24 protein-coding genes and 1 tRNA gene are annotated in these 25,641 nt (G+C 44.9%); 17 read left to right on the forward strand and 8 right to left on the reverse strand.

The genetic code is table 11. From position 1 onward, the window contains the following. Positions 1 to 10 precede the first annotated feature (10 nt). From pckA to K7G75_RS05135, 4 genes are all read left to right on the forward strand, one after another. Complete coding sequence (gene pckA, locus K7G75_RS05120; RefSeq protein WP_222983140.1) at positions 11 to 1,627, forward strand: phosphoenolpyruvate carboxykinase (ATP); 1,617 nt, start codon at positions 11 to 13, stop codon at positions 1,625 to 1,627. Between the two features lie 12 nt (positions 1,628 to 1,639). Next, positions 1,640 to 2,956 (forward strand): ATP-dependent 6-phosphofructokinase, encoded by a 1,317-nt coding sequence (locus K7G75_RS05125; RefSeq protein WP_222983141.1) that lies wholly within the window; start codon positions 1,640 to 1,642, stop codon positions 2,954 to 2,956. A 77-nt stretch (positions 2,957 to 3,033) separates the two neighbouring features. Next, complete coding sequence (locus K7G75_RS05130; RefSeq protein ID WP_222983142.1) at positions 3,034 to 3,333, forward strand: HPF/RaiA family ribosome-associated protein; 300 nt, start codon at positions 3,034 to 3,036, stop codon at positions 3,331 to 3,333. A 44-nt stretch (positions 3,334 to 3,377) separates the two neighbouring features. Continuing rightward, positions 3,378 to 4,004 (forward strand): hypothetical protein, encoded by a 627-nt coding sequence (locus K7G75_RS05135; RefSeq protein ID WP_222983143.1) that lies wholly within the window; start codon positions 3,378 to 3,380, stop codon positions 4,002 to 4,004. Between the two features lie 16 nt (positions 4,005 to 4,020). Here the strand turns inward: K7G75_RS05135 and K7G75_RS14740 are convergent, their stop codons facing one another. The 3 genes from K7G75_RS14740 to K7G75_RS05145 form a co-directional block, all read right to left on the reverse strand. Further along, entirely contained in the window at positions 4,021 to 4,149 is a 129-nt protein-coding gene (locus K7G75_RS14740) for a hypothetical protein (protein ID WP_262420244.1), read from the reverse strand. A gap of 119 nt (positions 4,150 to 4,268) precedes the next feature. Next, positions 4,269 to 5,648 carry a sugar porter family MFS transporter gene (locus K7G75_RS05140; RefSeq protein ID WP_222983144.1) on the reverse strand — a complete coding sequence of 460 codons (1,380 nt, stop codon included), beginning with the start codon at positions 5,646 to 5,648 and terminating at the stop codon, positions 4,269 to 4,271. A gap of 34 nt (positions 5,649 to 5,682) precedes the next feature. After that, complete coding sequence (locus K7G75_RS05145) at positions 5,683 to 6,924, reverse strand: 3-deoxy-D-manno-octulosonic acid transferase (protein ID WP_222983145.1); 1,242 nt, start codon at positions 6,922 to 6,924, stop codon at positions 5,683 to 5,685. Positions 6,925 to 7,006: 82 nt separating this feature from the next. Between K7G75_RS05145 and K7G75_RS05150 the strand changes: the two genes are divergently transcribed. The 5 genes from K7G75_RS05150 (at position 7,007) to odhB (ending at position 13,817) form a co-directional block, all read left to right on the forward strand. Continuing rightward, on the forward strand, positions 7,007 to 8,161 hold the full coding sequence (locus K7G75_RS05150) for a DegT/DnrJ/EryC1/StrS family aminotransferase (protein WP_222983146.1): 1,155 nt from the start codon (positions 7,007 to 7,009) through the stop codon (positions 8,159 to 8,161). Between the two features lies 1 nt (position 8,162). Further along, on the forward strand, positions 8,163 to 9,179 hold the full coding sequence (gene galE, locus K7G75_RS05155; RefSeq protein ID WP_222983147.1) for a UDP-glucose 4-epimerase GalE: 1,017 nt from the start codon (positions 8,163 to 8,165) through the stop codon (positions 9,177 to 9,179). A gap of 146 nt (positions 9,180 to 9,325) precedes the next feature. Next, positions 9,326 to 9,679, forward strand: a complete 354-nt coding sequence (locus K7G75_RS05160) for a hypothetical protein (protein WP_313777817.1) — start codon at positions 9,326 to 9,328, stop codon at positions 9,677 to 9,679. Between the two features lie 96 nt (positions 9,680 to 9,775). Continuing rightward, a complete protein-coding gene (locus K7G75_RS05165; RefSeq protein ID WP_222983149.1) occupies positions 9,776 to 12,574 on the forward strand; it encodes a 2-oxoglutarate dehydrogenase E1 component in 2,799 nt (932 codons plus the stop codon). A gap of 25 nt (positions 12,575 to 12,599) precedes the next feature. Continuing rightward, positions 12,600 to 13,817 (forward strand): 2-oxoglutarate dehydrogenase complex dihydrolipoyllysine-residue succinyltransferase, encoded by a 1,218-nt coding sequence (odhB, locus tag K7G75_RS05170; protein WP_222983150.1) that lies wholly within the window; start codon positions 12,600 to 12,602, stop codon positions 13,815 to 13,817. Positions 13,818 to 13,922: 105 nt separating this feature from the next. Here the strand turns inward: odhB and K7G75_RS05175 are convergent, their stop codons facing one another. Continuing rightward, positions 13,923 to 14,363: a retropepsin-like aspartic protease gene (locus tag K7G75_RS05175; protein WP_222983151.1), complete on the reverse strand. Its 441-nt coding sequence runs from the start codon at positions 14,361 to 14,363 to the stop codon at positions 13,923 to 13,925. 129 nt (positions 14,364 to 14,492) lie between these two features. Between K7G75_RS05175 and K7G75_RS05180 the strand changes: the two genes are divergently transcribed. From K7G75_RS05180 to K7G75_RS05215, 8 genes are all read left to right on the forward strand, one after another. Further along, positions 14,493 to 15,260, forward strand: coding sequence for a TatD family hydrolase (locus K7G75_RS05180; RefSeq protein WP_222983152.1), 768 nt, complete (start codon positions 14,493 to 14,495; stop codon positions 15,258 to 15,260). Positions 15,261 to 15,263: 3 nt separating this feature from the next. Beyond that, on the forward strand, positions 15,264 to 16,295 hold the full coding sequence (locus K7G75_RS05185; RefSeq protein WP_222983153.1) for an asparaginase: 1,032 nt from the start codon (positions 15,264 to 15,266) through the stop codon (positions 16,293 to 16,295). Between the two features lie 68 nt (positions 16,296 to 16,363). Further along, positions 16,364 to 16,451, forward strand: a tRNA-Ser gene (locus tag K7G75_RS05190). A 77-nt stretch (positions 16,452 to 16,528) separates the two neighbouring features. After that, a complete protein-coding gene (locus tag K7G75_RS05195) occupies positions 16,529 to 17,263 on the forward strand; it encodes a MotA/TolQ/ExbB proton channel family protein (protein ID WP_222983154.1) in 735 nt (244 codons plus the stop codon). A 26-nt stretch (positions 17,264 to 17,289) separates the two neighbouring features. After that, a complete protein-coding gene (locus tag K7G75_RS05200) occupies positions 17,290 to 17,727 on the forward strand; it encodes a hypothetical protein (RefSeq protein WP_222983155.1) in 438 nt (145 codons plus the stop codon). A 12-nt stretch (positions 17,728 to 17,739) separates the two neighbouring features. Beyond that, on the forward strand, positions 17,740 to 18,348 hold the full coding sequence (locus K7G75_RS05205; protein ID WP_222983156.1) for an ExbD/TolR family protein: 609 nt from the start codon (positions 17,740 to 17,742) through the stop codon (positions 18,346 to 18,348). Between the two features lie 12 nt (positions 18,349 to 18,360). Further along, positions 18,361 to 18,843, forward strand: coding sequence for an ExbD/TolR family protein (locus K7G75_RS05210; protein WP_222983157.1), 483 nt, complete (start codon positions 18,361 to 18,363; stop codon positions 18,841 to 18,843). A 95-nt stretch (positions 18,844 to 18,938) separates the two neighbouring features. Next, positions 18,939 to 19,625, forward strand: a complete 687-nt coding sequence (locus tag K7G75_RS05215) for a porin family protein (RefSeq protein ID WP_222983158.1) — start codon at positions 18,939 to 18,941, stop codon at positions 19,623 to 19,625. Here K7G75_RS05215 and K7G75_RS05220 read toward each other — a convergent pair. The 4 genes from K7G75_RS05220 to K7G75_RS05235 all read right to left on the reverse strand — a co-directional run bounded on the left by K7G75_RS05220 (position 19,620) and on the right by K7G75_RS05235 (position 25,635). After that, a complete protein-coding gene (locus K7G75_RS05220; RefSeq protein ID WP_222983159.1) occupies positions 19,620 to 20,222 on the reverse strand; it encodes a hypothetical protein in 603 nt (200 codons plus the stop codon). The genes K7G75_RS05215 and K7G75_RS05220 overlap by 6 nt on opposite strands. After that, a complete protein-coding gene (rpoN, locus tag K7G75_RS05225; RefSeq protein WP_222983160.1) occupies positions 20,222 to 21,679 on the reverse strand; it encodes an RNA polymerase factor sigma-54 in 1,458 nt (485 codons plus the stop codon). The genes K7G75_RS05220 and rpoN overlap by 1 nt, the downstream gene beginning before the upstream one ends. 37 nt (positions 21,680 to 21,716) lie before the next feature. Further along, a complete protein-coding gene (gene asnS / locus K7G75_RS05230) occupies positions 21,717 to 23,150 on the reverse strand; it encodes an asparagine--tRNA ligase (RefSeq protein WP_222983161.1) in 1,434 nt (477 codons plus the stop codon). Between the two features lie 88 nt (positions 23,151 to 23,238). After that, a complete protein-coding gene (locus K7G75_RS05235; RefSeq protein ID WP_222983162.1) occupies positions 23,239 to 25,635 on the reverse strand; it encodes an efflux RND transporter permease subunit in 2,397 nt (798 codons plus the stop codon). Positions 25,636 to 25,641 lie beyond the last annotated feature (6 nt).

A 25,641-nucleotide genomic window follows, 5' to 3' on the forward strand; every position in this document is an offset into this window, starting at 1 on the left:
ACAATAGATTATGGACATGAACAAGGATTTAAGCAAATATGGACTCAAAGGGGTTACCCCCCATTGGAATTTGGCCGCAGAGACCCTGCAAAAAATAACAGTGGAAAAAGAAATGGGCGTTGAAACCAAAAATGGCACCTTGAGCATCAACACGGGAAAATTTACAGGACGTTCCCCAAAGGATCGCTTTCTGGTGAAAGATGATTATACCAAGGACCGAATTTGGTGGGGCCGTATCAACAAACCCATCTCACCGGAGAATTTTGATAAATTGTATGATGAGGTGGTCAAATACCTTTCGGGCAAGGAGCTCTACATAAGGGATGCCGCTGTGTGTGCCGACCCCAGATATCAGATGAAGGTGAGGACCATAACCGAATTTCCGTGGTCCAATTACTTCATCAAAAATATGTTTCTCCGCTTACCAGAGGAAGAGCTGAAAAATTTTGAAGAGGAATGGTTGATACTGTGTGCCCCAGGGTATGAGGCACCCAATCCGGTCGACTTTGGAATCATTGCCGGGAATTTCTCCATTTTGAACTACACTAGAAAAATAGCCCTGGTGGGAGGCTCGGAGTATCCGGGTGAAATGAAAAAAGGGGTATTTACCGCTTTGAACCTTATTTTGCCAGTGGAGAAGAACGTTTTGCCAATGCACTGTTCCGCAAATGTTGGGGAAAAAGGGGACACTGCCATTTATTTTGGACTTTCCGGAACAGGAAAAACGACACTTTCTGCAGACCCCGATAGAAAATTAATTGGGGATGATGAACATGGCTGGACCGAGGATAACACCATATTCAATTTTGAGGGAGGCTGTTATGCCAAGGTCATTGATCTTACGGAAGAGAAGGAACCGGACATTTATAGGGCCATACGGCCAGGGGCCTTGTTGGAAAACGTGGTCTTCAAAAAAGGGACCAAGGAAGTGGACTATTTTGATAGCAGCATAACCCAAAATACAAGGGTGAGCTACCCCATTGAACATATCGACAATATTCAAGTGCCATCCTATGCATCCAACCCCAAGAATATTTTCTTTTTAACCTGTGATGCCTTTGGCGTACTGCCACCAGTCTCCAAATTGACCCCTGGACAGGCGGCCTACCATTTTATTTCGGGCTATACGGCAAAAGTAGCGGGAACGGAAGCTGGAATAAACGAGCCCGTGCCATCCTTCTCGGCTTGTTTTGGAGAACCCTTCATGCCCTTGCACCCTGCCGTCTATGCCGAAATGTTGAGCAAAAAGATGACCGAGGCTGGGGTTAATGTCTGGTTGATCAATACAGGATGGAGCGGAGGGCCCTATGGTGTGGGTTCAAGAATTAAACTAAAATATACCCGTGCAATGATTTCTGCCATTTTGGAAGGGAAATTGGATGATGTGGATTTTGAAGTTCACCCTATCTTTGGATTGCATATGCCCAAATATTGCCCAGGGGTGCCCACGGAAATTCTGGATCCGATGAACACATGGCTGCAAAAAGGGGCCTATGTGAGCAAAGCCATCCAGTTGGCACACTCATTTCATATTAACTTTGATAAGTTTGCAAGTGAATCTTCTGAAGAAATCCTGAACGGAGGACCACTTATTGACTCACATCATAGTTTGGCAGAACATTTTTAACCCGAAATAGAATTGGACAAAAAAGATAGATTTCAGATAGAAAAGTTGGGAGAACCCCAGTTTAAATCTCCCCTACAGTTAAGTACCGTAAGGGGAGATAAAATTTTCAACTTTGTGGATGACAAGGACCGCTTGGTTTTTGACCTTTCCTTGGAGCAATACAAACAGAGCCTGAGCACAGGGGAGGAGCCCATGTGCTTGGATAAGGCCGGTCCACGACAGGAAATCTTTTTTGATCCCAAGCAGACCACGGCGGCCATTGTTACCTGTGGCGGGCTATGTCCTGGCATCAACAATGTAATCCGTGGTGTGGTCATGGCACTGCATTATTTTTATGGGATAAAAAGAATCATTGGCATTCCTTATGGGTATGAGGGGCTAAATCCCGAAAAAGGACATGGTCTGGTAGAACTCACACCCGAAAAAGTGAAGGACATCCACCAGTTTGGGGGAACATTCCTAGGTTCTTCACGGGGGGGCCAAGATGTTTCCACCATGGTGGACACCCTTGTGGAAAACCAAGTAAATATGTTATTTGCCATTGGCGGGGATGGAACCTTGAAAGGGGTTAATGCCATTGGGGAGGAAATTCAAAAAAGAAATGCAAAAATCAGTGTGGTGGGCATTCCCAAGACGATTGATAACGATATCGATTTGATTGATGAGTCTTTCGGTTTTGAGACCGCTTTTGATGTGGCCAGTCCCATTATCCGCGATGCCCACAACGAGGCCACTGGGGCTTATAATGGAATCTGTATCGTGAAGCTCATGGGAAGGGACAGTGGTTTCATAGCGGCTTCAGCGGCACTCGCCATGCCCGTGGTCAATTTTGTGCTCATCCCCGAAATGGATTTCTCCCTAGAGGGCGAAAATGGATTCCTTAGCGCTTTGAAAAAAAGGTTGGACCGTAAAAAACATGCTGTAATTGTGGTGGCCGAGGGGGCCGGACAACATTTATTCGAGCAGAAGACCGAGGTGAAAGATGCTTCTGGCAATATAAAGCATTCGGATATCGGACTCTTTCTTAAGCAGAAAATTGCGGAAAATTTCACCAAGACTCCTGTGACCATAAAATACATTGACCCGAGCTACATTGTACGGAGTGCCCCCGCCAATTCCAGCGACAGTGTGTATTGTAGCCGACTGGCATATCATGCGGTACATGGCGCCATGGCCGGGAAGACTAAGTTCGTGGCCTGCAAAGTGAACAACAAATATGTGTATGTGCCCATATCAGAGGTGACCAAAAAACGAAAAAAAATAGACCTGGAAGGCGAGTTTTGGTTCTCGGTGCTACAGAGCACGGGACAACCTTTTTTCTTGGGATAAAGTGGTCCCAAACTGACATTTGTCATTCAATTTTAGTTTTTACAATCCTAGCTTTGGATTAAAACAAAACGAGTAGTATGGAAGTGCATGTTCAATATCAAAAGATGAAAACCAGTGAAGCATTGAACGGGTTATTGATGAAGAAACTGGACAAATTGGGAGAAAAGTATAGTTGGATCATAAAGGCCAACGTGCTTTTTAAAATGGAAAATGTGAAGTCGGGCGATGATAAAATCTGCGAAATTGAACTGAGTGCTCCTGGGCCAAGATTATTTGCCAAGTCTCGAACCAACGATTTTGAAAAATCCATGGCCGAGACCGTGGAAGATCTGCGAAGACAACTGAAAAAGCGCCAGAGCACCTTTGCATCGCATTAGCCGATGTTAAATTTTGGCGTGCCTTAACCTGTAAAACCTTTCCGATGAGGTCAAAAATGATATCCGTTATTTTTTTGCTGCTGCTGGGTTGCTCAACGACCAAATTGGTAAGCACCTGGAAAAATCCGGAAATTGTGCTTTTTGATGCCTACAAAGTACTGGTAGTGGGTATGGCACAAGATGAGAACACAAGGATTGAGTTTGAGAGCCGTTTGGTGGACAAGTTGCAGGACAACGGTGTGGAGGCCATGCGAAGCATTGACCTTTTTGATGTGGAGTTCACAGCCTCGGAGCAATCGGAGCAAGAATTGACCCAGGTGGAGGAACAATTATTGGACAAAGGTTTCGATGCCATCTTGTTTACCAAAGTAGTGGGTACGGAAAACAAAAGGACTTTTAAGGAGAGAATGAACAATATTGATGCCCTCTTCGTTCGTTTTAGCAGCGATTATCTGGAACATCAAGATATTTATTTCGACCCGAGATATTATGACACGTTCAATATTTATCATGCCGAAACTTCATTGTACTGCATCTGTGTAGGAAAGGAACGGGAATTGATCTGGAGGGGAAATATCGATGTAACGGAACCCTCCAATGTGGACAAGACCATTGACACCTATATAAAACTGATTACCGGCGCAATGGCCGAACAAGATATCATTTTTTGATTGGGTTAGGAGGTTTCTATAAAATTCCGATCAGGTCCAACAAAATACAGACAGGAATTGCAATAAGAATAACGACCAGCACCACGACCATCACCCTTAAAAAGGCTACCATGGCCTTGTTGCCAAATGAGGTTTCATTAGACATAATAGTGTAATTTCCCTCAATGTACGGAATTATTCATTTAATCGATTCAAGTCCCCCGCCGATTTTCGATATAACGGGGGTATTTTTCGGCATCCGTTGATTCTCACTTGGATGGATAGTTATCTTTTGCCACTCAGAAGTTTGCCAAGTTCCTCAAGACTCTTTCCTTTGGTTTCGGGCATGGCGAAAATCACCCAAAGTAATTGTAGCACCATCATAAAGGCAAAGAAAATGAATATGGGCCATGGATTTTCCTTGAAAATACCTATTTCGGCATCCAAAAAGGTTGGGGTAAGCAGTGTGATAAGGGCGGCAAACACCCAATGGGTGCCCGTGCCCCAGGATTGGCCATAAGAACGAACCTTGTTCGGAAAAATTTCGGAAATGAACACCCATATCACGGCCCCTTGGCCTATGGCATGGGAGGCTATGAAAATCAGGATGAAAATCAACAAAAGCACGGAACTTGCTCCTGAATAGAAGGACCAGCCCACCATCGCCAAACTTAGAATATATCCCACGGAACCAATGTACATTAATTGTTTGCGCCCCAATTTGTCGATCAATGAGATGCCCACAAAAGTGAATATCAAATTGATCACCCCTATGGAAATGGAGCTAAAAAGGGATTCTTCGGACGCAAGGCCCGCCCGTTCCAAAATTTCGGGGGCGTAGTAAAGCACAAAATTGATTCCGGAAAGTTGATTGAAAAAAGCAATGAAGAAGGCCAAAAGAAGCGGTTTATTGAACTTGCCCGAAAACAATTTTTCCTTTTGTGTTTCTACCGACTCGGAAAGCCCCATCTTAATTTGGGTAAGGTATAGGGAGACTTGGTCGCTTTGGATCCCGAGCATGGTTATTGATTGGATTATCACCTCATCCGTCCTATTTTTCAGCGCAAGCCACCGTGGGCTATGTGGAATTCTCAAAACCAATATGGTATAGACCAGGGCCGGTAATCCTTCAATGCCCAGCATCCAACGCCAAGCTACGTTTTCGTCAAAAAGCACACCAATTACGTAGTTGGAAATGAAAGCAATCAAAATACCAAATACAATATTGAACTGGTACATGGCGGTCAACCGGCCGCGGTTCTTTGCCGTGGAAATCTCGGATATGTAGATGGGAGCGGCAACTGAGGAAACACCTACGCCCACACCACCAATAAACCTAAAGAATGAAAAAAGATACGGCTCAGGGGCCAACGCGGACCCAACCGCAGAAATAAAGTAAAGCACCCCGATCCAAAAAAGCGTTTTTTTCCGTCCGAGCCTGTCACAAGGGATACCCCCGACCAAAGACCCAAAAACGGTACCCCACAGCGCCATGGACATAATAAAAATTCCATGAAAGGTAAAAATGGAGTCGCCCAAGAACCAGTTGGTGCCCCAAAGATCTTTAATGGGTTGGTTGGCACCACTGATGACCACAGTGTCGAAACCAAACAAAAAACCGGCCAGTGCGGCGGTTAACGAAATGCCCAGAATGCGCTTGTCCATGTTGGTTGAATTTTGCTAAAGCTAACCAAAAAAATTAAAGAAACTGTTTGATATGCGCCATGATGACTTCGGTGGAGCCTACATTTTCCCTCAGGTAATCCGAATTCACCTTGCCAACTTTTTTCAAATAGGAGTCGTCCCCAAGTACATCTTCCAAGAGGGAGCTGAAATCCCCATAGGTGCCAATAGGCAGGATGCCACCCCGCTGTACCAGGTCTTCCGCCTCCCTAAAACCTTGGTATTGAGGACCTATGAGCACGGGTATTCCAAAGGCAGCCGGTTCCAAGGTGTTGTGGAGTCCGGTGGCAAACCCACCACCCACATAGGCCAAATTGGCATAGCTGTATATTTTGGTAAGAAGCCCGATGGTGTCAACAACGAGCACCTCACAATCGGCAAGCTTGGACTCCTCCATCTCGGAAAAACGAAGGGTAGTTTTGCTGATTTTGCCAACCAAACTGTCCACATGCGCCCGTTTTATCTCATGGGGAGCAATCACAAATTTTATGTCCTTGTCGGAAGTATTGATGTATTCCACCAATATCTCTTCGTCCTCGGGCCAAGTGCTTCCGGCCACCATGCAAAAATGGTCGCCCTTGAAAATTTCCATGAAGTCCAGTCGATTTTCCCTTTTCAGAATTTCATTCACCCGATCAAAACGGGTGTCCCCGCTTACGGTAGCGTTCCCAAAACCGATGGATTTCAAAAGTTTTTTGGAATTTGGGTCTTGGACAAAAAAATGCGAGAATGCCGTGAGACTCTTTCGCATAAAACCCCCAAATGGCTTGAAGAAAATCTGTCTTTTCGCAAAAATGGCCGAAACCAACAGTGTTGGGACCTTCCTTTTTTGTAACTGATGAAGGTAGTTGGGCCATATCTCATACTTTATAAAAATGGCAAGCTCGGGGTTGACCCTGTCTAGGAATCGTTTTGCATTCGAAATGGTGTCCATTGGAAGATAGGCCACCACATCGGCAATCGGAGTGTTTTTTTTGACCTCATAACCCGATGGGGAAAAAAAGGTGAGTACCAGTTGATGCTGGGGATAGTTGGCCCTTAACTTTTCCAAAATGGGCAGGCCTTGCTCAAACTCACCCAATGAGGCCACGTGCATCCAAATGGATTTGGTGCCGGGCTGAATCTTTGATTCAATCTGCTGAAAAGTACCTTCACGCCCTGATACAAAAAGTTTTATTTTGGGATTGAACAAGGCTACAACCCTGAGACCGAACCAGGAAAGTATCAAAAAAAAGGTATAGACAAAGCGCAAGGGCATCATTTTTGGCTAAAATACATTCTTTCGGCAATAAGGCGTTATGGCCCATGAATTTCTTAATTTTGAACCATAAATCTTTCGGATGAGAAAAATACAGATGGTCGACCTCAAAGGTCAGTATGAGGGCATCAAAAAAGAGGTCAATGATTCCATAGCCGAAATTCTTGATTCATCGGCGTTTATTAACGGACCACAGGTACACGCATTTCAAAAGGAATTAGAGGACTATTTGGGGGTAAAGCATGTTATTCCCTGTGCCAACGGAACCGATGCACTCCAGATTTGTATGATGGGGCTTGGGCTGCAGCCCGGTGATGAGGTCATTACGGCCGATTTTACATTTGCCGCGACTGTAGAGGTGATTGCTTTGCTCAACTTGACTCCCGTGCTGGTTGATGTTGAACCCGATACTTTCAATATTGATGTGGCTGCCGTAGAGCGGGCAATCACGCGAAAAACAAAGGCCATTGTCCCGGTGCATCTTTTTGGGCAATGTGCCAATATGGATGCCATCATGGATTTGGCCGACAAACACAATCTATATGTAATCGAGGACAATGCCCAGGCCATTGGTGCAGATTATACTTCAAAAGATGGAAGGAAACAAAAAGCCGGCACCATCGGCCACGTGGCCTCCACTTCATTTTTTCCCTCAAAGAATCTAGGGTGTTATGGGGATGGTGGCGCTATTTTTACCAATGATGATGACCTGGCGCACACCATTAGGGGAATGGTCAACCATGGCATGTACAAACGGTACTATCATGATGTGGTCGGGGTCAATTCCCGATTGGATTCGATTCAGGCGGCTGTGCTCAGGACAAAATTGCCCCACCTGGATTCGTATAATAAAAGAAGAAGGGAAGCGGCCAGAAAATATTCGAAAGCTTTTGCGGGTCAGCCCAATATTGTGGTGCCCAAAACGGTGAATGGCTGTGAGGGAATATGTGACACCTGTGACTGCCACGTCTTTCATCAGTATACCTTAAAAATTTTGAATGGCAAACGGGATGCGTTGGTGCAACATTTAAATGACAATGGGGTGCCCTGCGGAGTGTATTACCCGGTTCCCCTGCACCAACAAAAAGCGTATAGGGACGAACGATATAAAGAAACGGACTTTCCCGTGACCAACCAATTGATTCATGAGGTTATGTCTCTTCCCATGCATACCGAATTGGATGATGAGCAAATCGGATACATTACCAATTTGGTAATCAGATTCGTAAACAGTTAGGATGAAAATACTAGTTACGGGCGGATTGGGATACATAGGCTCCCACACTGTGGTTGAATTACAAAACCAAGGATTTGAAGTAGTGATCATCGACAATCTTTCCAATGCCTCCATTGAGGTTTTGGACGGTATTGAGGCTATCACGGGCAAAAAACCCATTTTTGAGAAAATTGATCTTCGAGAGAAGCAAAAAGTCCAGGATTTTTTCAAAAAACATGGAGATGTCGAAGGCGTGATTCACTTTGCAGCGTCCAAGGCGGTAGGAGAGAGTGTTGAAAAACCGCTGTTGTACTACGAGAACAATATTGCAACCTTGGTATATCTTCTTCAGGAACTACAAAAGAAAGAATCATCCAGTTTTATTTTCAGTTCCTCATGCACGGTTTATGGTCAGGCAGACCAGCTTCCCGTCAGTGAGGATGCTCCGGTAAAGCCTGCAGAATCCCCGTATGGTAATACAAAACAGATAGGAGAGGAAATCATATCGGACGTTTGCAGGGTGACCCCCCAGATAAAATCCATTGCGCTCCGGTATTTTAACCCCATTGGGGCCCATCCTTCCATTGAAATAGGTGAATTGCCTAAAGGAGTTCCTCAAAATTTGGTGCCATTCATCACCCAAACTGGAATTGGTCTAAGGAAACAGCTCGCGGTGTTTGGTGCTGATTATCCAACTGCGGACGGCACGTGCATCCGTGATTATATCCATGTGGTGGATTTGGCCAAAGCACATGTGGTGGCGTTGCAACGGTCGTTAAATGATAGAAATGAGGGTAATTTTGAAGTTTTCAATCTTGGTACGGGCAAGGGAAGTTCCGTATTGGAAGTCATACAAAGTTTTGAACGGGTCTCCGGGGTCAAATTGAATTATGAAGTTGTGGAAAGAAGACCCGGAGATGTAATACGGGCCTATGCCGATACCAAAAAGGCCAATGAGATTTTGGGATGGAAAGCGGAAACCACGTTGGATGAAGCCATTAAATCCGCTTGGGACTGGGAGCAAAAAATTCGGAACTAAGGAATTTCAATTGACCAAAGCAACCCATTGCAGCACAGCGGTTGAACAATTTCAAGACCTAGAAGAAGTTGGTTTTGCCTTAAAGAGGATAAAATCGTAGCATGAAAACAGAACCTTTTTCAAAATCTAGGCGTATATAGGGTATGATGCCAAACCCCGAAAATAGTCAGGAAGTATTGCAGCTTGCCCTGCAAGAACAATTGTACAAGAAATTGCTTCATCAACTGCAAAAGGACTTCAAACTTGCCAATGTTCGCATCAATCTCCCTGAGGACATAACACCGAAAGCATTAAAGCAACGGATACACGAAAAAATATATTTTCTTCTGGTAGAGCATTTTGATGTCTATTTGAACCTGCTATATGTTGTGGATATCCCGGAAGAGGATGTAAAGAAAATTACCGCTTCAGATGCAGTTGATATAGCTGGCGAAGTATGCTTTTTGATCTTGAAACGGGAGTGGGCGAAAGTTTGGTTCAAAAACAAATACAGGATATGAAAGATTTTTCCAATTATGGATAACTTTGTGCCCTAGCTACGCTATTTGTTGTATTTTTGATGAAATTTTCAGTTGGTTTTTAGCTAGGAACTGTCCATGGACAAATACTCATTTTTAAACGCCGCCCACACTTCTTTCTTCGCGGAGCTTTACGATAAATATCTCGCAAATCCAGATAGTATTGAGCCCAGTTGGAGGGCTTTTTTCCAAGGATTCGATTTTGGCCTGGAAGGCTCTCTCGAAGATTTGGGAATCGAGTCCAAGAAAGGTGGCATGGTGGTGCTCTCCAACGGCAGACAGGTGGAGATGCCCCAAAGCTTGCAAAAGGAATTCCAGGTCATTCGCTTGATAGATGGATACCGCTCACGCGGGCATCTGTTCACCCAAACCAACCCGGTAAGGGAACGAAGAAAGTACGAACCAACCCTGGAAATGGTCAATTTTGGACTTTCCGAAGAGGATTTGGACACTGTTTTTGATGCAGGCAAGATCATTGGGATAGGGGCCAGCACGTTAAGAGAGATTATTGATCATCTTGAGCGTATTTACTGCGATGCCATAGGGGTCGAGTACATGTACATCCGTTCCCCTGAGCGAATTCAATGGATACAGGATTGGCTCAATGTCAACGATAACCATCCCAACTTCAACGCGGACCAGAAAAAGAATATCCTAAGAAAATTAAACGAAGCGGTTTCATTCGAAAGTTTCCTACACACCAAATATGTGGGGCAAAAACGCTTTTCCCTTGAAGGAGGGGAGACGTTGATCCCGGCACTCGATGTTATCATTGAGAAAGCCGCCGATGCAGGGGTAAAGCAATTTGTAATGGGGATGGCACACAGGGGTCGTCTCAACGTTTTGACAAACATTTTTGGAAAATCACCCAAGGATATTTTCAGCGAATTTGATGGCAAGGATTATGAGGAGACCATTTTCGATGGAGACGTAAAGTATCACCTGGGATGGACTTCCATGCGGGAAACCGACTCCGGCAAAATGGTCAATATGAACATTGCCCCCAATCCTTCCCATTTAGAGGCAGTAAACTCGATTGTGGAGGGTATAACCAGGGCAAAACAGGACCGTGATCACCAAGAAAATATATCCGAGGTACTGCCCATTTTGGTGCATGGCGATGCCGCCTTTGCAGGCCAGGGCGTGGTTTATGAAATAATTCAAATGGCCCGTCTGGACGGTTATAAAACAGGAGGTACCATACACATTGTTGTCAACAACCAAATAGGCTTTACCACCAACTATTTGGATGGCAGGTCGTCTACCTACTGCACCGATGTGGGTAAAGTCACCCTATCACCAGTGCTACACATCAATGCCGATGATGCCGAAGCCGTGGTGCACGCGGCCACCTTCGCTTTGGAATATAGGATGCGCTACAAGCGTGATGTTTTTCTAGACTTGCTTGGATATAGAAAATATGGGCATAATGAAGGAGATGAACCCAAGTTTACCCAGCCGTTGCTCTACAAATCCATTTCCAAACATAAAAACCCGAGGGATATCTATGCCGAAAGGTTAATGGCCGAAGGGATCATTGACCAAGATTATGTGAAGAACCTGGAAGATGATTATAAAAAGAGCCTCGAGGAAGATTTGTTGGATTCAAGAAAAATTGAGAAAACCCGGATCACACCGTTCATGCAGGATGAGTGGGAAGGGTTCACCCAAGTGGTGGAGGATGCCATGCTAGGCCCCATTGACACCTCCTACCATTTGAAAAAGTTGGATGAGGTGGCCAGGAGCATTACGGCACTTCCTGAAGGAAAAAAATTCCTGCGCAAGTTGGAACGGCTTGTCGATTCCAGAAGAAAAATGTACTTCGAGGACAACCAATTAGATTGGGCCATGGGAGAGCTTTTAGCGTATGGTTCCCTCATTGAGGAAGGATTTGATGTGCGCATGACGGGCCAGGATGTAGAACGGGGTACTTTTTCCCATCGCCATGCCGTAATCAAGACCGAAATGCATGAGGAGGAGGTGATTTTGTTGAACAATTTGGGCAAAAACCAAAATGGGACATTTCACATTTACAATTCATTGCTTTCTGAATATGCTGTCATGGGATTTGACTACGGTTATGCCATGGCAAGCCCAGGAACACTGACAATTTGGGAGGCCCAATTTGGTGATTTCAGCAATGGGGCGCAAATCATCATAGACCAATATTTGTCATCGGCCGAAGACAAATGGAAACTCCAAAATGGACTGGTCCTATTGCTTCCCCATGGCTACGAGGGGCAGGGAGCCGAGCACTCCTCCGCACGTATGGAACGGTATCTCCAGCTATGTGCCAAGGACAATATGTTCGTGGCCGATGTGACCACCCCGGCAAACTTATTTCATCTATTCCGTAGACAGATGAAGGCGGATTTTAGAAAACCTTTGGTGGTTTTCACCCCGAAAAGCCTATTGAGACATCCCAAAGTGGTATCCACCAAAGAGGAAATGGCCAATGGAAGTTTTCAAATGGTTATTGATGATGAAACGGCTTCCGTTTCCAAGGTCAAGACGCTGGTATTCTGCACGGGCAAGTTCTACTATGATCTTTTGGAAAAGAGAGAGGAATTGGGAAGGGACGATGTGGCCCTAGTGCGCGTGGAGCAGTTGTTTCCGCTGCCCGCCAATGAGATACTGGAAATCATAAAAAAATACAATTCAGCGGACGATATCGTCTGGGCCCAAGAAGAACCCAGAAATATGGGGGCCTGGGGCCACCTGCTAATGCACTTGGAGGAGGCCAGACAGTTTAGGGTGGCATCACGAAGGTTTTATGGGGCTCCGGCGGCCGGTAGTGCTGTCCGTTCCCAAAGACGTCATGCCCAGGTAATAGAATATGTCTTTGACAAGACCAAGGACAACATGTTAATTCGATAAGGACAAAGTTTAAACTAGTATAGGAATGGTTTTAGAAATGAAAGTTCCCTCACCAGGGGAATCCATTACAGAAGTGGAGATCGCAGAGTGGTTGGTCGAGGATGGAGATTATGTGGAGAAAGATCAGGCCATAGCAGAGGTAGATTCTGACAAGGCCACGTTGGAACTGCCCGCTGAGGAAAGCGGTATCATCACCTTAAAAGCAGAAGTCGGGGACGCCGTTGCCGTGGGCGAAGTGGTATGCTTGATAGATACCAGTGCCAAAAGACCTGAAGGCGATGCACCCAAGGCCGATAAAAAAGAAGCACCAAAAAAGGAAGAACCTAAGGAGGAGCCAAAAAAGACCGAACCCAAGAAAGAAACATACGCTTCTGGAACACCATCCCCGGCCGCCAAGAAAATATTGGACGAGAAGGGCATAGAGGCCTCATCCGTAGCCGGTAGCGGGCGTGACGGGCGCATCACCAAGGAAGATGCCGTAAAAGCAGTCCCATCGATGGGAACCCCAACGGGTGGAAGTCGTGGAGAGAGCCGTTCCAAGCTTTCCATGCTGCGCAGAAAAGTTGCGGAGCGACTGGTTTCGGCAAAAAATGAAACAGCCATGCTCACTACGTTCAACGAGGTGGACATGTCGGCCATATTCGAGCTGAGAAACGAATACAAAGAAGAATTCAAAGAAAAACACGGTGTGAGTTTGGGCTTCATGTCCTTTTTCACCAAGGCCGTTATCCGCGCATTGCAGATGTACCCTGCCGTGAATTCCATGATCGATGGCAAGGAGATGATCACTTATGATTTCTGTGACATCAGCATAGCTGTTTCAGGTCCAAAAGGTTTGATGGTCCCCGTTATCCGCAACGCTGAGAATCTTACTTTTAGGGGCGTTGAGGCCGAGGTAAAGCGATTGGCCATTCGCGCCAGGGACGGACAGATTACCGTGGACGAAATGACGGGCGGCACCTTCACCATTTCCAATGGGGGTGTGTTTGGTTCAATGCTTTCCACACCCATCATCAACCCGCCACAGAGCGGCATCTTGGGCATGCACAACATTGTGGACCGCGCCATTGTCAGGGATGGAGCCATAGCCATTGCACCTGTTATGTACGTTGCCCTGTCCTATGACCACAGAATCATTGATGGAAGAGAATCTGTGGGATTCCTGGTTGCCGTGAAAGAAGCTTTGGAGAGCCCGAAGGAGTTGCTGATGGATGGCAATGTGAAAAAGGCTTTGGAACTTTAATCCCATTATGTCCGTAAACGCAGTCGAGATGCTGTCATTTCGAACCGCGCTGAGTACGAGCAGGAAACCTCAGGGGTTTAATCTCCTTTAAATTTACAAATGTCTTTACTTTTTTAAGTAGAGACATTTTTTGTCGTAGTCGATGACCGCTTGCCCCTTTTTTAGGATGTCCGCGCCAATGATCCCATCTACCGGAAGGGCGTTGTGCGATTTCAGTGCTTCGTTGACATGGACCAGGTCAAAAAGAACAATTTTTTGTTTCTTTTTTTTCCAATCCCCAATCTTGATCTTGTTTTTGGAGGAGACCAAGGTTTCCATTTCAGTGGCCCCTGCCCCTGCGGCTTTTATTTCCGAAGTTTCGGACAACATTTCAAAATAATCGATCTTATCCATTCCCACGCAGGTATTGGAGGCCCCGGTATCCAGAATAAATCGACCGGAAATCCCATTGATCTTTGCCTTGATCTCAAAATGGTCGGTATCCGTCAGTACCAAAGGTATCTTGATGTATTTTTTAGATTTGAGAAACTTTTTTAGTGATGCCATTTTGCCTTTGTCCCTTTAAACTTTAACATACTTAGCGCCCACCTGCGGACGGGCAGGCAGTTGAAATATTTAGGTGTTTATTTCAAAATGAAAATTCCATAGCATCTAAGATAAGCCTATTTTTACGACATGATTATCACTGACACCCACACCCATTTATACAGCGAAGCTTTTGATGAAGATAGGGATGCCATGATACAGCGTGCCATGGATGCTGGGGTGGAGCGATTTTTCATTCCGGCGATTGACTCCACCTACACGCAATCCATGCTGGATTTGGAGACCAAATATCCCAAAAACGTTTTTTTGATGATGGGCCTACATCCCACCCATGTAAAGGAAAACTACAAAGAAGAGTTGGCACTTGTTGCCGATTGGTTGTCCAAAAGAAAATTTTATGCGGTAGGGGAAATAGGCATCGACCTGTATTGGGACAGAGTTTTTTTGAAACAGCAACAAGAAGCTTTTGTGCATCAAATTCGACTCGCAAAAAAACATAAATTGCCCATTGTTATCCATAGTAGGGAATCCTTTGATCAGATATTTGAAATTTTGGAGCAGGAAAAAGGAGATGGCCTTTTTGGTATTTTCCATTGCTTTACCGGTACCAAACAACAAGCGGAGCGGGCTATCGGGTATAACATGAAACTGGGTATTGGGGGAGTGGTCACCTTCAAAAATGGCCAGATTGACCAATTTTTGCATGAAATCGATTTAAAGCACATTGTTCTCGAAACCGATTCGCCCTACTTGGCACCTGTTCCACATCGTGGAAAGCGTAATGAAAGTGGATACATAATTAAGGTATTGGAAAAACTTTCCCATATTTACGGTGTCCCTGCCGAAAGGATAGCGGCGATAACCACAGAAAATTCTAAACACATATTTGGCATTTAGTCCATGAAAAGGAAGACCAAAATCTTGTTGATCTATACCGGAGGGACCATTGGCATGGTCAAGGACTATAGAACCGGTTCCCTGAGGGCCTTTAATTTTGAGGAACTCATCAAGAACATTCCCGAGTTGGACCAGTTGGATTGTGAACTAAAGGGAGTTTCTTTCAAAGAACCGATAGATTCTTCCAATATGAATCCCAAATATTGGGCATTGATTGCAACCATAATCGAGGATAACTATACCGAGCACGACGGTTTTGTGGTCCTGCACGGCAGCGACACCATGAGCTATTCCGCCTCGGCATTGAGTTTTATGCTGGAAAATCTGGCCAAACCGGTCATTTTCACAGGTTCCCAATTGCCCATTGGCGATTTGAGGACCGATGCGAAGGAAAATCTCATTACATCAATAGAAATAGCATCCCTTCAAGAAAACGGTCAACCAGTGGTGCAGGAAGTAGGGCTGTATTTTGAATATAAACTGTATCGTGCCAATAGGACCACAAAAATAAATGCGGAGCATTTTAAGGCCTTTGCATCGCTAAACCACCCACCTTTGGTAGAATCTGGGGTATACCTAAAGGTGGATCATGCCAATCTGCGGGAACCGTCCCCAAAGAAAAAGCCGCTGAAGGTGCACAAGAATCTGGACGATAATGTCGCCGTCCTGAAACTTTTTCCCGGACTAAACCAGCAAGTGCTACGTTCCGTACTTGGAATACCAGGATTAAAGGCATTGATCTTGGAAACCTACGGAGCAGGGAACGCACCTATGGACAAATGGTTCCTGGATGCACTTGAAGATTCCATTTCCAAAGGATTGCATATCATTAATGTGACACAATGTTCCGGGGGCTCGGTTGCCATGGGACATTACGAGACCAGTAAAAGGTTGGGCAGCATGCAGGTGATTGACGGAAAGGACATTACGACCGAAGCGGCCATAACAAAAGCGATGTACCTATTGGGGACCAAGATTTCCGACCGGCTGTTCAAGACCGTTTTTGAAACATCGCTCAGGGGTGAAATGAGTTAAAATTAACGCCCCAAATTTCTATAACTAATAAATTTTTTGTTTATTGGACGGCCTAATTATCGATTAATAGAGAGGTGGCCGAGTGGTCGAAGGCGCACGCCTGGAAAGTGTGTATACACCAAAAGTGTATCGAGGGTTCGAATCCCTTCCTCTCTGCTAGGTATTTTAATTTTTCAATTGTAAAATTTTTATATCTTTAACATTATTAACTAACTAAATTTAAGTTTGAAGAAATGAAAAAAATATCCTTTACTCTGGCTGCTGCCGGAATGTTTGTTTTAGGAACTACGACTGCTTCTGCAGCCATGTTACAAGATGAAGCTGCGGCTGAAGCCAGCAAAGGTTTCACTCAGGTATTGAAAGAACAGTTCATCCAAGGGGGTCCTGCCTTTATGGGAATTGTACTTCTTTGTTTGATTTTGGGCTTGGCAGTGGCAATTGAAAGAATCATCTATTTGAATTTGGCCACTACCAACACATCCAAACTCAAGCAACAAGTGGAAGATGCATTGGCATCTGGAGGTGTAGAGGCCGCCAAAGAGGTTTGTCGAAATACCAAAGGACCCGTTGCTTCCATTTTCTACCAAGGTCTTGACCGAGCCGGAGAAGGATTGGAATCTGCAGAGAAGGCCGTTGTTGCCTACGGAGGTGTGCAAATGGGACAGTTGGAAAAAAACGTATCTTGGTTGTCGCTCTTTATCGCCATTGCACCCATGCTTGGGTTCATGGGTACGGTAATCGGTATGATCCAGGCCTTCCAGAAAATTGCAGCGGTAGGTAACTTGAGTGCCTCATTGATTGCAGGGGATATCCAGGTGGCGTTGTTGACAACCGTATTTGGTTTGATCACGGCGATTATCCTACAGATTTTCTATAACTATATCATTGCAAAAATCGATAGCATCGTAAACGACATGGAAGACTCCTCCATATCCTTGATTGATATGTTGGCAGCGCACAAAAAATAATTACGAATCATAAACTATCGAGAATCATGAATAAAATAGTAAAAATAGCACTCATCGTCATCGGGTTGATAGCGGCCGTACTTTGGTTCTCCCTGCCCTCTGCTGACGATCCAGATGCCATCAACAGTGGTTCCATGAACTTTATGTTCATCATTATGTATCTGTTGTTGGCCATAGCAGTGGTGGCGTCCGTATTTTTTGGTCTCAAAAAATTGCTCTCCACACCTGGAAGTCTAAAGAAATCCTTGTTTGCCATTGGTGGGTTGGCCATTGTGGTCGCCATATCCTATGGATTGTCTTCCGACAATATGGCCGTTGTTGAAGCCATGTCACAACGAGGAGTTGAAACTACTGAAAGCACCGTCAAGAATATCGGTATGGGATTGAATGTATTTTTCATTCTTACCCTTGTGGCCGTTTTGTTGATGGTATTGCCAGGTTTGAAGAAAATGTTTGTAAAGTAAAAAAAGTAAGTTATGCCTAGAAGAAAAGGAGCTCCGGAGGTCAATGCCGGTTCAATGGCGGACATTGCATTCCTACTGCTTATCTTTTTCTTGGTTACCACAACCATAGAGACTGATGCAGGCTTGGACCGTATGCTACCGCCCATGGAGCCGCCAGAGGATGTTGATGTTGTCATCAAGCAGAAAAATATCTTCACGGTGAACATCAACAAGAATGGACAATTGTTGGTAGAGGATAATCTGATGAATTTGAAGGATTTAAGAAAAGCGGCAGTTGCATTTCTTGAAAATAATGGTGATGGAAGTTGCAACTATTGCAAGGGAAAGAAAGATGCTTCTTCCTCGGATAATCCAGAGAAAGCCATTATATCGCTGAAGAACGACCGCGAAACGAAGTACAAGACCTATATAACGGTACAGAACGAACTTGTTGGGGCTTACAACGAACTTAGGAACCGGGAGGCACAAAGATTGTTCGGCAGGGACTTTACCGAAATGGAAGCGGAATTTTTGAACCCTGAGACTCCCTCCAAAGTTAGGGATGACCTTAAGGACAAAGTAAAGCGTGTTCAGGACATGTTTCCACAGAAACTGTCGGAAGCCGAAACCACAAGTAATTAAAGTATAGTTTTTATGGCAAAGTTTGCAAAAAAGAAAGACGGGGATTTACCAGCGGTTTCAACCGCATCATTGCCTGATATCGTGTTCATGTTGTTGTTCTTCTTTATGACCGTGACCACAATGAAGGACAGTTCCCTTCTTGTCGAAAATACGCTTCCCAATGCATCGGAGACCAAGAAATTGGAAAAAAAGGATCGCGTGATCTACATCTATGTGGGCAAACCCACTCAAGAGTATCAAAAGGTGTTCGGGACCGAGCCCAAGATACAGTTGAACGACAAGTTTGCCAATGTGGAGGAGGTTGGGTCCTATATCTTGGCCGAGCGTGCAAAGAAACCTCAGGAATTGCAGAATGTATTGACTACTGCGTTAAAGGTGGATAAGGATGCCAATATGGGCCTTATCGCCGATATTAAACAGGAATTAAGGAAAGTGAACGCCCTAAAGGTGAATTATACCACCTATGAGGGGGATGCCTTCAATAATTTACAGTAATCAATAACTTAGATTTAGTGGAAAACGCTCCAGATTAGTTTGGAGCGTTTTTTGTTTGGGGAGATCTCACCTATTTTTGTATGAGTCCTGTTTGAATGAGAAAATATCTGTGTGCCATATCGCTATTGTGCTGTCTGCCTCCAACCTATGGTCAGGAAGTTCGGGAGGGAGGTTATGATGAAAAATATCTGGAGGACCAGTTTTATCTGGGCCTTGGGTTCAACTTTGTGTTGGATAGGCCAGAAAGTGTTACACAGCAAAGTCTTTCCTATAATTTTCAACTCGGGTTCATCAAGGATATGCCCCTAAATAAAAGAAGAAATTTTGGTTTGGGCCTTGGCGTGGGGTACGCCACCAATTCATATTATACCAATATTGGAGCGACCGAGGTGGATGGGAGCATCGTTTATGAAGTCTTAAGTTCTGAGCAGTTTAAGCGCAGTAAGTTGGAGACGCATGCGGTGGAGTTTCCCCTAGAGCTGCGTTGGCGGACATCCACAGCCGAAACATATAAATTTTGGCGGATATATGCCGGTGCAAAATTGGGCTATGTATTTGGAGGTCGATCACGGTTGGTTACCGAGGATGGGACGGATGGTTTTTCAAATACCGATATACAGGACCTACAGTATGGCCTAATGCTCAACTTTGGGTATAACACCTGGAATATCCATGCTTACTATGCCCTTAATCCCTTGTTGAAGGATGGGGCCACTTTGGAAAATGGTGATCCAATCAACCTTAGGGCTCTACGAATCGGGGTGATTTTCTACATTTTATAGCCAGTACTTCAGTATGATCAGTTGGGAGCACGCCCCAATCAAGAATCCAATCAAAAGTTCCACTTTGGTGTGCGCACTCAGGTACAGCCTGGAGGTGGCCACCAGGCCGGTCACCAAAATGAACAAACTTATGGCCAAAGTGATGTTCTTTTCAAAATGAATGCTCAACCCAATCATGAACATCAGAATACTGCCCATGCCCAATAAGTGTATGCTTGTCTTGAATTTTAGAAAAAGCAAGATCAAGGCAGTACAGGTAGCGGTCAACAATCCGGTGAAGAAATAAAAAAGTTCATGCACGTAGTTGTTGGGGATCACCTTGTACAAAATCATCAACAGCAAGACACAACTGATATAAAGGGGGTATTTACGCTCTTGTAATGTGGGCAGGAAAATGGAATTAATGGCACCTATGTTCTTCAAGATCAAAAAGAAGATGATGGGAATGATTACCGTGAGGATGAAAATGGGAAGTATGTTGCCGCTTTGGATCTCCAGTGTGCTATAAGGGGCGATCATGAAATAAATGATAGTGCCTCCCACGGGAATGAAAAGGGGATGAAAAACATAGGAAACTATGCTGAAAAAATGACGCATCAGATCTGCTTTCTTAACCGGGCCACTGGAATCCCTAATTGCTCCCGGTATTTGGCCACAGTGCGTCGTGCTATGGGATACCCACGGTCCTTCAACATTTTGGCAAGTTTGTCATCCGTGAGCGGTTTTTTCTTTTCCTCATCACCAATGACGGTCTCCAATATTTTTTTGATCTCCCTGGTGCTCACATCCTCTCCCTGTTCATTTTTCATGGATTCGGAAAAGAACTCCTTGATCAATTTGGTCCCGTAGGGAGTGTCCACATACTTGCTGTTCGCTACCCTGGAAACGGTGGATACATCCATGTCTATCTCATCGGCGATATCTTTCAAAATCATGGGGCGAAGTTTTCTTTCATCCCCGGTCATAAAGTATTCCTTTTGATAGTTCATGATGGCGCTCATGGTCACGAACAAGGTCTGCTGCCGTTGCTTAATGGCGTCGATGAACCATTTGGCCGCATCCAGTTTCTGTTTGATGAACAGTACGGTATCCTTCTGGGACTTGGTTTTGTTTTTGGAATCCTTATATCCCTGAAGCATGTTGTTGTACTCTTTTGAGACATGGAGTTCCGGGGCATTTCTTCCATTTAGGGTCAGTTCCAGTTCGCCTTCCACGATGCGGATGGAAAAATCGGGGACAATGTGTTCCACAATTCTATTGTTTCCCGCATAGGATCCCCCGGGTTTTGGATTCAGTTTTTCAATCTCGCCTATGGCCTCTTTCAATTCCTCTTCGCCAATATGGTGTTTTTGGATAAGCTTGGCGTAATGTTTTTTGGTAAACTGTTCAAAGGACTTTTCCAAAATGGCTATGGCCAATTCAATAGCTGGTCTTTTCTCTTTTCGTTTCAATTGGATCAAAAGACACTCGTCCAATGATCTTGCGCCTACTCCAGGGGGGTCCAACCGTTGTACCACCTTTAGCACCGATTCAATCTTACGCTCCTCCACGTATACGTTTTGGGTGAAGGCAAGGTCATCCACGATGTCGGAGAGGGGCCTACGGATATAGCCGCTTTCGTCCACGCTGCCCACAAGAAATTCCGCAATGGACCATTCCTCATCATCCAAATAAATGGTATTGAGTTGGTTCAGCAGGTGTTGGTTGAAAGAAATACCCGCTGCATAAGGAATGCTTTTATCTTCATCATCGGAGCTGTAGTTGTTTGCCCTTGTCCTGTAATCGGGAATTTCGTCGTCGCTCAGGTAATCATCAATATTGATCTCGTCCGTGGAAATGGTCTCGTGGTCTGGGGAATCATCATAGGAATCTTCATAGTCATCGTCCATGCTTTCACTCTCGGCCTTTCCACTTTCAAGTGCTGGATTTTCTTCCAATTCTTGCTTCAACCGCTGCTCAAATGCCTGCGTGGGCAATTGGATCAGTTTCATGAGCTGAATCTGCTGTGGAGACAACTTCTGGGAAAGCTTAAATTGTAAGTGCTGTTTTAGCATACCTAAATGTTCCTTCTTATAAATTTAAGAATTCGGATCAAAACTCCGCATTCTGGGGTGTTCTTGGATATGGAATTACATCCCTGATGTTGCCCATGCCGGTTGCAAACTGCACCACGCGCTCAAAGCCCAATCCAAAACCGCTGTGCACAGCGGTACCAAATCGTCTTAGGTCCAGATACCACCACAGCTCCTTTTCATCAATATCCAAGGCCTTTATTTTTTGCTGCAGCACATCCAAGCGTTCCTCCCTTTGGGATCCTCCCACTATTTCCCCTATGCCAGGAAAAAGAACGTCCATGGCCCGAACGGTCTTGTCATCTTCGTTCAGGCGCATATAGAACGCCTTGATGTTGGCAGGGTAATCAAAAAGGATAACCGGGCAGTTGAAATGTTTTTCCACCAAAAAACGCTCGTGCTCGCTTTGCAGGTCGGCCCCCCATTCATTTATGGGGAATTGGAATTTTTTCTTTTTATTGGGTTTGCTGTTCTTCAGAATGTCGATAGCCTCGGTGTAGGAAACCCTTTTAAAATTGTTTTCAACAACGAACTTAAGTTTTTCAATCAGTGGCATTTCCGATCTTTCGTGCTGTGGTTTGGATTTCTCCTCATCCAACAGGCGACTTTCCAAAAACTGCAGGTCATCATTGCAATTGTCCAGTACATATTTCAGAATCCATTTGATAAAGTCTTCGGCCAAATCCATGTTGGCATCCAGATCATAAAAGGCCATTTCGGGCTCGATCATCCAAAATTCCGCCAAATGACGGGACGTATTTGAGTTTTCCGCCCTAAACGTGGGGCCAAAGGTATACACCTTGCCCAGGCCCATGGCATAGGTTTCCGCTTCCAACTGACCAGAAACGGTGAGATTGGTCTCTTTACCAAAGAAATCGTGTTCATAATCCACTTCGCCATTTTCTGTCAAGGGTGGATTCTTGGGGTTTAATGTGCTCACCCGGAACATTTCTCCCGCCCCTTCGGCATCGGAACCGGTAATGATGGGAGCATGCATGTAGTAAAATCCGTTCTGCTGAAAATAACTGTGTATGGCAAAGGCAAGTGCTGAACGCACGCGCATTACCGCAGCAAAGGTATTGGTCCGTATCCGCAGGTGCGCCTTTTCCCTTAAAAACTCGAGGGAATGCTTTTTTGGTTGAATGGGATAGGTGTCGGGATCCGCCTTGCCGTGCACAAAGATGTCCGTTGTCTGGATTTCCACAAGTTGCCCCTTGCCCTGGCTTTCTACCAAAGTCCCGGAAATTTTTAATGCCGCCCCTGTGGATATTTGTTTCAACAGGGCATCGTCAAATTGCTCAAAATCGACCACACATTGCAGATTGTGTATGGTGGAGCCGTCATTCAGGGCAATGAAGCGATTGCTCCTGAAGGTTTTCACCCAGCCGTTTATTACGACCACATCCCCAACGGGTTGCTTTTCCAATAGTTCTTTAACGGAATATGATTTCATTTCTCGCTTCTGGTAAATTAAGGCGTAAAGATAAGTTTTTGAAAAACAGAGGGCAATGGGATACCATTATTTATGGCCGTTTCCCCAACTATTTATCCTTGACGGAGTCTTCGTCCTTGGGTAATATATCGATCTGTGGTTTTTTGAGCACTTGTTTGTTGGCAATGCTTCTTTCCAAGGAGAGCAACAGGGACGGAAGCAAGATCAAATTGGACAGCATAGCGAATAGCAAGGTGGCCGAAACCAGTCCTCCCAATGCCTTTGTGCCCCCAAAATTGGAAATGATGAAAACCGAAAACCCGAAGAACAATACAATGGAAGTGTAGAACATGCTTACACCGGTCTCCCGCAGGGCCGCATAGACCGACTTTTTTATCTGCCAGCGATTGGCGGTCAATTCCTGCCTGTATTTGGCCAGAAAATGAATGGTGTCATCAACCGAGATACCGAAAGCAATGCTGAAAACAAGAATGGTGGACGGTTTGATGGGGACTCCTAGATACCCCATGAGCCCTGCCGTAATCACTAGCGGAAGCAGGTTGGGAACCAACGATATGATCACCATCCTGAAAGATCGGAACAGATAGGCCATGAACAGCGAAATCAATCCAATGGCCAAGGCAAGTGAAATCAAAAGGTTCTTTACCAAGTACCGCGTACCCTTTAAAAATAGTAGGGCCTTGCCCGTCATGTATACATTGTAGCGCTCTACCGGAAAAAATTTGTTGATGGCCTGCTGCAAATCCTGCTCGATTTCTTCCATCCGTTCTATTTTCACATCGCGCATAAAGGTTGTCAAACGGGCCACCTGCCCCGTACTATCCACAAAACTTTCTAGCAGGTCATCATCACTGGATGATTTTCTTGCCATGTCCATGATAAAAGTGTTCTCCTGCGATGTGGGCAGTTGATAGTATTTGGGAATGCCATTGTAGAAGGTCTGCTTTGAATACTTTACCAAATTGACCAAAGAAATGGACTTGGATAGCTCGGGTGTTTCCTCGATGAGCTCTCCCAATTGGTCCATCCTTTTAAGGGTGGCCGGTTTTACGGCCCCGTTCTTTCGTTTGGTATCAACAACAATTTCCAGGGGCATGATTCCATCAAACTCTTCCTCAAAAAAGCGAATGTCCTTAAAATAGTGCGTGTTTTTCGGAAGGTCTTCAATGCGACTTCCAGTAATTTTTATTTGATAAATGCCAATAATGCTGAGCACCAGAACAAGAACAGCGGTTATATATACCCCAATTCGATGATCTCTTACCATGCGCTCCATCCAGTTCACGAAAAAGTCGATCCATTTTTTGTTGAGATGCTTCAGGTGCTTGGTTTTGGGAAGCGGCATAAAACTGTAGACAATGGGAATGATCAACAGGGAGAGGATAAAAATCCCAATAATGTTTATGGAGGCCACGATTCCGAATTCTTTCAAAAGGTCACTGTCCAGTATGATGAAGGTGGCAAATCCTGAGGCCGTGGTAATGTTCGTCATAAGGGTAGCATTTCCTATTTTGGAAATGACACGTTGCAGTGAAAGGGCTTGGTTGCCGTGTTTTTTTACCTCCTGCTGGTATTTGTTGATAAGAAAAATGCAGTTGGGAATTCCAATTACAATGATCAAGGGAGGGATCAGTGCTGTAAGGATAGTGATTTCATACTGAAAAAGACCAAGAATGCCGAAGGCCCACATCACCCCAATGATCACCACGAACATGGATATGAAAGTGGCCCTGAAACTCCTAAAGAAAAAGAAAAAAATTAGGGATGTTACCAAAAGTGCCGCCAGTATGAATACTCCAATTTCGTCCACAATGGATTTGGTGTTCCAGGTCCGGATGTAGGGCATTCCCGAAACGTGGACATCCAATCCGGTTTCATTTTCAAAATTTTTGACCAGATCCCCAAGATCGTTCAAAATGAACTCGTTCCGCACCGCGGTATTCATGATGTCCTTGTCCAGATAGGCAATCGTTTGTATGGTTTCGCTTTTGGGGTTGTAGATAAGATTGTCGTAGAAGGGCAGTTGTTGGAAAAGTTGATTCCTTGTCTTTTCCACCTCGTCCTGTGTGGTGAACGGTTTTTTTATGAGAGGTTCCATGACAAACGCCTGTTGCAGGCTATCCTTCACCAACACTTTTAAGTTGTCCGTGGAAACCACAAAATCAATCTCTGGAAATGCCTGTAGCTGTTTGCTCAGCTTGTTCCAACGGTTGAATTGTTTTGGGGTAAAAAGCGCCGAGTCCCTAATGGCCAATACCACAGCATTGCCCTCTTCGCCAAATATTTTCTTAAAGGCGTTGTAATTGACCGTGGCCGGGTGGTCATCGGGAAGGATATTGGCCTCAGTATTCGAAAACTGCATATTTTTCCACTGGAGTGCCAAAAAAAAGGTAACCCCTGCAATCGCAAGTAGAATTAGAATTCTATTACGGAGGATAATACGTGCTACCTTGGGCCAAAATCCTTTTGTGAGCTTTGCTACCATGGGGGG

It is taken from the genome of Flagellimonas meishanensis (genome assembly GCF_019880545.1).
Taxonomy (GTDB): Bacteria; Bacteroidota; Bacteroidia; order Flavobacteriales; family Flavobacteriaceae; genus Flagellimonas; species Flagellimonas meishanensis.